The sequence below is a fragment of the Nostoc sp. NMS8 genome (assembly GCF_017115045.1).
Classification (GTDB): domain Bacteria; phylum Cyanobacteriota; class Cyanobacteriia; order Cyanobacteriales; family Nostocaceae; genus Nostoc.
The window spans coordinates 26018-32352 of sequence record NZ_JABXKK010000057.1; the positions used below are offsets into that span (position 1 = coordinate 26018).

Below are 6335 nucleotides of genomic sequence, written 5' to 3' on the forward strand. Positions count from 1 at the left end.
GTGCTGGCTAGTGGCAAAATGGGTGAGGCTATAGCAAGCCACACCCACGAGTTAAACTAATCTACTCTCTTTTCTAGATACTGACCAATCATCAACTGCTCACCAGCACGAGAGATAATGGTTTGTCTGGTACGGTATTTGCTGCCAATTAGCTTTAACTCTTCTTCAAAGACTGAACCGTTGTATTCAGTTCGCAAACACATTGTTTTAGGGTTGGAGAAATAATAGTGGGCGGTAACTGGTTTGGATATCGCAAAACCGCGATCGCGATATAAAATATTTCCCACAGCCCCAAATATTGTTGAACCTTGCGACTCTTTCCTGGCCTTCAGTACATCTGTACTTTCCCATGTAACTGCTGCACCACAGATTAAGCTGCTTGTATCATACAAATCGTGCATCTGAGCTAGCTTTTGCAATTCATCACAGCCCTGCTTGAGAAAATTGATTGTAATTATACTTTCCATCTCCTTCGTTTCTCCCTCAGGTAGGCTGTAATAGCGTCGTTGCGATCGCCACTTACCCACTGATTCCTGGAAAAATTCGGAAATCTGGGCTTCGTCAGCGGTTTGGGCAATTTTTAGCAATGATGTCACTTGTAACTTTCCTGACTTAATATTTGGTGGTTCTAAATATATATCGGCCTTTTTTTGCCTGTATATGCGATGTCTACGACGGGCTACGCCTACGCTTGAGCAAAATTTCACAGAATCAAAAAAAGCAACTTATGTTTACTATTCTTAATATATTGGATTAAGCGTAAAAATTACTAAGCATTTTGTTATATTAAATTTGGTTATGTCCGCCTAAGTATAGCTACTTAATACTGCCCATTTTAGAAGTAGGGGTGTGAAAATGCCGTATCTTCAATAAACGCAAGTCTTCTACTAAGGGCAGATTGCAAGAAATTTAAAAATATTTATACTGAGTTAAGAATTGCATCGGCAGCTAAAAAGCTGCCGACTCAATATAACGAGTTGAAGTGGTGAGAATTTTTTTGAAAAAAAAGTAATTTTTGATACAAAATTCTGCAAGAAGATAGCTAGTTGAGTCTCGCCGCTTTTCACTATTCATAATGTCTCAAAATTACTTGGTAATGCACGGCTGTTTAAACCCAAAAAGCTCCCCAAATACGAGAAAAATAAATGATTTTGGACAGAAAGAAGCCGCACAAGCAGGTGAAAATCTCACATTTCGCAGCCGCTAACCAGGTAATTAATACCCAGTTAGATTCAGTTGTAAAAACTGATATGGCTGTTGTAGATACAAAGAATAGCATTGACACAAAGAGGTCTTCCCGTTTCGCATCCATATTATTGATTCCCTGTTTGCTGGGCATAGGACTGCTGACAGCGAATTGTGGAGCGCTGCCCAAGGAAGAACCGGCTGATGCCCAATCCCAGAGTCCGGGTAGTGGACAACGTGGTGGTACAACGGCTGTAGATGCGGCGATCGCTCGAACAGATACGCTGCAAACACAACCAGAATACACAGGTAATACAACACCCTTTCGGATTGTATCAGTGCGATCGCAAGTAGAAGCCCGATTGTTGGCTTTGAACCTTGATGTAGGCGATACAGTAAAACAGGGTCAAAACGTCGCGCAGTTAGATGATGCCATCCTTTCGACCCAATTAAAGCAAGCAGAAGCAGAACTAGCAGCCCTCAAATCAGAAGTAGCGAGGGCAACTAATCAGGTAAGCAATGCCCGTGCAGACGTTGAACGGGCGCGATTAGAAGTAGTACAAGCTCAAGCAGACTCAGAACGCCAACAAAATCTATTCAAAGCTGGTGCGATCGCTGAACAAACTGCCCAGCAAGCACGTACCCAGGCAAAAACAGCCGCCCAGGCATTGCGGGCAGCCCAAGAACAAGTTCGTACAGAACAGCAAGCCGTCGCTGCCGCCCAAGGTAGAGTACTTGCTCAACAGGCATTAGTTGCCCAAACCAAAGAGCGCAGGTCTTATGCTCGGCTGGTATCCCCTATCACTGGCATAGTCACAGAAAAGGTCACAGAACCAGGTAATCTTTTGCAAGCAGGTAACGAAGTCTTGAAAATTGGCGACTTTAACCGTGTCAAAGTCGTCGTCCAAGTTTCCGAATTAGAACTGGCACAAATTCAGGTTGGGCAGTCTGTACAAGTACGTTTAGATGCCTTCCCCAAAGAAGCATTAATTGGCAGAGTTACGCGCATTTCCCCAGCTGCCGATGCCACAGCTCGCTTGATACCTGTAGAAGTAGTGATTCCTAACACTCAAGCCAAGATTGGCAGCGGATTGCTGGCGCGAGTCAATTTTCAAACCCAGACTCAACAGCGCGTAGTAGTGCCGCAAACAGCGATTCAAAAACAAGCAGGGGCAGCAAAAGGAGCAGAAAAAGAGCAAGAAAACCCATCGGGGACGCTATTTGTGGTGAAACACACAGAAGGCAAAACGAAAGTAGCGACACGTGCAGTTACTTTAGGAAAAAGGGCTGATGGCAGAGTGGAAATTTTATCCGGTTTGCAAGCAGGAGAGCGCTACGTTGTTCGGAGTGGTAAGCCGTTAAAAGAAGGTGACACTGTGAGTCTTTCAATTCTTTCAGAAAAGCAATAGTAGGGTGAGCAATAACCACCATACCAAAGAAAAAAGTACTCAGTAGTCAGCACTTATCACTTAGTATCATGCAACAGGCAAATAATAATGGCAATAGCGGATTTAGCCTTAGTGCGATCGCTATCCGCCAACACATTGGCACACTCATGCTCACTGTGGCAGTAATTGTCATTGGGGTATTTTTTCTCACAACGATCCAAGTCGATCTGTTACCGGCTATTACCTATCCGCGAATTGGCGTCCGGCTAGAAGCCCCTGGTATTTCACCAGAAGTAGCAGTAGATGAAATCACCAGACCTTTAGAAGAAGCTTTACGGGCAACCGAGAATGTAGTCCAAGTTTTTTCCCGCACCCGTGAAGGACAAGTGAGCCTCGATTTATACTTCCAACCAGGGGGCGATATTGACCAAGCCCTAAACGATGCTACTGCTGCTTTTAACCGAGGTCGAGGACAACTACCAGATACGATAGAGGAGCCGCGCTTATTCAAAGTCGATCCTTCTCAATTGCCGGTTTATGAATTGGCGCTGACATCTGCCTCGTTACAAGGGAAAGATTTACGCGTATTTGCTGATGAAGAGTTAACGCGTGAACTCAGTGTAGTACCGGGAGTTGCTTCTGTTGATGTATCTGGCGGTGCAGAAGAAGAAGTACGGGTGCTTGTTGACTTAAACCGATTGCAAGCTTTGGGTGTCGGGTTAAATGATGTCTTAAATGAATTAACAGCCCGTAACCAAGATACTTCTGGCGGTCGGATTCTGGGGCAAAATTCTGAGCCATTGACTCGGACTGTCGGACGCTTCCAAAATGCCAAGGAAATTGAAAACCTCTCCTTGGAAGTTTCCTCTCCTGCCAGTGCTAATACCACTAATAGCAGTAATACCACTACCAGTACGACTACTACCCCTGTACCTTCCCGCCGCGTCTACTTACGAGACTTTGCAGAGGTAATTGACGATACAGAAGAACAACGAGTATTTGTTTACCTGAATCGTCAGCCTGCGGTGAAATTTTCAATCCAAAAGCAGCCTGAAGCCAACACAATCACAGTTGTAGATGCTGTTAAGCGGCGAATTGAACAATTACGGCAATCAGGTTTAATTCCAGCAGACATGACTTTTAGTCCCACCACAGATGAATCTGTCTTCATCCGCAATTCTTTAAATGATGTCATCTTTTCGGGGATTTCTGGGGCATTGTTAGCAGCAGCAGCAGTGTTGTTATTTTTGGGATCGTTCAGGCAAACATTTATTATCAGTTTGACAATTCCGCTGTGTACTCTGGCGGCGATCGCTTTAATGAGAATATTTGGTTTAACCTTGAATGTTTTTAGCTTGGCAGGTCTGACATTAGGAGTCGGTCAAGCAATTGATACATCGGTTGTGATCTTGGAGAACATTTCCGAAAAAACAGGGATGACTCCTAATCAAAAAGAGATGGAGGCAGGGGAGCAGGGGAGCAGAGGAGCAGAGGGGAAGGGGAGAAATTCAAGATTTTTTATTGATAGTGCGATCGCTGCTTCTCAAGAAGTAGAATCTGCTTTAATTGCTGCTACAGGTGCCAACTTAGTTTCTGTAGTGCCATTCCTCTTAATTGGCGGCTTTATTGCACTACTATTTAATGAGTTAATTCTGACAATTAGCTTCGCAGTCGCAGCATCCCTTGTTGTCGCCATCACAGTAGTACCGATGCTGTCTTCTCGACTCTTGGGAATTCGCTGGTCTAGTCGGATTAGTGAATTTTGGCTGCTTAGACAGTTTAATCACCGATTTGAAGATGCGACACGGGGATACGGTAACTTCTTAACCAAGGTTTTACGCTATCGGCTCCTCGTCGTTACTGCCGCTTTGCTAATTTTAGGCGGTAGCAGTTTCTTTATGTTTGGTCAAATTCCCCAAGAAATTTTACCCCGCATCAGTACTGGTCAAGCCACCTTGAGAGCGCAGTTTCCGCCCGGTACACCTTTAGCAACTTCGGAAAAAGTTATGCAAATTGTCGATGACATTTTGCTTAAACAACCAGAAACTGAGTCTGCTTTCACAACTGTGGGTGGTAATTTATTTGGCAGCAATACTACAGAAAATCCTTTACGTGCCAGTAGCACCATCAATCTGAAACCAGGCACGGATGTCCAAGCCTTTGTCAAAAAAGTAACTCAGGAATTTAACAAACTCAACTTAGCCGGAATTCTGCTGCGCCTCAATCCTGGTCAGGTGCGGGGTTTAATCTTGAGTAATTCTCCAGTGCAAGGGTCAGATGTTGACGTGATTCTGCAAGGTGAGAATGAAGAAAACTTAACGCAAGCAGGCGCACAAGTGCTGCAAGCATTGCAGGAAAGAGCAAAATTAGCGACATTCCGACCAGATGCCGACCCCCGACAACCGGAAATCCAAATTCGCCCCGACTGGGAAAGGGTTTCAGCTTTAGGGTTGAGCGCCGGACAAATTGGTGCAACAGTTCAAACAGCAATTGAAGGTTCAGTTCCCACGCAAATTCAACGTGGTAATCGTCTAGTTGATGTGCGGGTGCAGCTAAATAAAGATGCGATTCAACGTCCTTCTCAGCTAGAACAATTACCGCTATTTACAGAAAACAATCAACTAATCCGCCTTTCAGATGTGGCCAACATTCGAGAAGGTCAAGCGCCTGGTGAAGTGCAACGGATTAATCAGCGCCAAGCTTTTATTGTGGCAGGAAATCTCAGCGAGGGAGCTAGTCTTGGTGAAGCGATCGCAGAAGTAAACGAGGTACTTCAGGATGTAGACTTACCTGATGGCGTTTCCATTGTGCCTAGTTCTGCCCAAGAAACTAATCAGCAACTTCAAGATGCTTTGAAAACTTTGGGAGCATTGGCGGTGTTCTTAATTTTTGTAGTTATGGCGGTGCAATATAATTCGCTGATTGACCCGTTGGTAATTATCTTCACCGTACCACTAGCATTAGCTGGGGGAATTTTTGGACTTTATATTACCAAAACTGCAATTGGCGCAACTGTAATTGTTGGCGTTGTGCTGCTGGTGGGAATTGTGGTGAATGCAGGGATTCTAATGGTAGAACTGGCAAACCAAATTCGGGACGAAGAAGGTTGTAGTCGCCAAATTGCCATCATGAAAGCTGCTCCTCAACGCTTGCGCCCAATTATCATGACCACTGTCACCACTATCTTGGGACTGTTCCCTTTGGCATTGGGCATCGGCGAAGGTTCTGAATTTTTGCAGCCTTTAGGGATTGTAGTTTTCTTTGGGATGGCGATCTCAACAATGCTGACACTATTTATCATCCCTTGTTTTTATATTCTGCTGCACGATTTGCTGAGTGGAAATTGGGCGAAGCCAGTGTTAATCCGATTGCGTGGATTTACGAAAAAACTTACCAGCTAATCAGCATTTAAGTTGCACATCGCATAATACCGATTTTGCTGGCGATCGCGATCGCTGTTTCTTTCTGGGGTGGTTATAAATAGAGAACCGTTTGCCATAGTCTCTCAACCTTATAACCATTTCAGACATCCACTTAGACATCACCCCTTTTCTAACCAAGCTAGCCCTTCCCCAATGCTAAAAACAAAGTTTTCCAAAGTTTATGACGCTTAGAGTCAACAAAACGATAATCTTGGCTGAGTAAGTGAATAAAAACTAATATCTCACTCCAAGGCCATCTGTGAGAGGTTAACGTAAAATGCATTTACTCAAATAAAAATGATAATCGTGCGTAGGGGGGAGAGGGAAGGAGGCGAGCGAC

3 protein-coding genes are annotated in these 6335 nt (G+C 44.5%); 2 read left to right on the forward strand and 1 reads right to left on the reverse strand.

Annotated features, from left to right (window positions below):
- Positions 1-56 precede the first annotated feature (56 nt).
- Complete coding sequence (locus tag HWQ39_RS10590) at positions 57-596, reverse strand: phycobiliprotein lyase (RefSeq protein WP_292843988.1); 540 nt, start codon at positions 594-596, stop codon at positions 57-59.
- Positions 597-1145: 549 nt separating this feature from the next.
- Between HWQ39_RS10590 and HWQ39_RS10595 the strand changes: the two genes are divergently transcribed.
- Complete coding sequence (locus HWQ39_RS10595) at positions 1146-2594, forward strand: efflux RND transporter periplasmic adaptor subunit (RefSeq protein ID WP_292843990.1); 1449 nt, start codon at positions 1146-1148, stop codon at positions 2592-2594.
- A 68-nt stretch (positions 2595-2662) separates the two neighbouring features.
- Positions 2663-5974: an efflux RND transporter permease subunit gene (locus tag HWQ39_RS10600; protein ID WP_292843992.1), complete on the forward strand. Its 3312-nt coding sequence runs from the start codon at positions 2663-2665 to the stop codon at positions 5972-5974.
- Positions 5975-6335: the final 361 nt, after the last annotated feature.